The organism is Leptospira mtsangambouensis (assembly GCF_004770475.1).
Classification (GTDB): Bacteria; Spirochaetota; Leptospiria; order Leptospirales; family Leptospiraceae; genus Leptospira_A; species Leptospira_A mtsangambouensis.
The window spans coordinates 1-633 of sequence record NZ_RQHK01000014.1 but is presented as its reverse complement, the minus strand read 5'-3'; the positions used below and the strand labels follow the sequence as shown (position 1 = coordinate 633).

Below are 633 nucleotides of genomic sequence, written 5' to 3'. Positions count from 1 at the left end.
TCAGTAGTAAAATATAATCCTAAACCTTGAGTAGCAAGTAAAGTCAACCATCCTCTATATCCACCTCCAGCCAATGCGGGAGGCATACAAAGTTGTTGGTTAATTTGTGAAACGTAACAATTTCCCCAATCAGAAAAACCAACACCATAAGTGATAGAATTACCGAATGGTCGAATTAGAATGGGCTGTAACGTTTGTGCAGTTAAACTAGTTAAGTTTGAATAGATGACTAGTAGACTGGCAAATAGGATTTTCTTAAAATTTTCTTTCATATTTTTCTCTTTTATTAAAATTTATTCCGACGAATGTCGTATAACGAACTAGACTTACCGAAGTCCTCCGACCCTGAGTCCCGGAAACGGGACGTTAGGGACTGGCATGTAGCTTGCGTAAGCAAGGCGAATGCCAGGAGGAGGATTTGCCGCAGGCCGAGTGAGGCCTTGTGCCGAAACGTAGCGGGAAGACGCTGTTATGCGAAGTAAAACTAGTGTTCAATATATTTTCTTATTAATGCTTAGTAGAGCTTTATATTTATTAGCAATCATAATCAGAATCTCTTCATTTGTCATTGAATCGAATTTCTTCAGATTTGAATAGGGAATTGGATCAAGAAAAGCAGCAAAATCTGAATTA

The 633-nt window shown here is 38.4% G+C and carries 1 pseudogene; it reads right to left on the bottom strand.

From position 1 onward, the window contains the following. A pseudogene (locus EHR01_RS10710) lies at positions 1 to 272 on the bottom strand (GDSL-type esterase/lipase family protein); the annotation flags it as partial. Between the last annotated feature and the right edge of the window lie 361 nt (positions 273 to 633).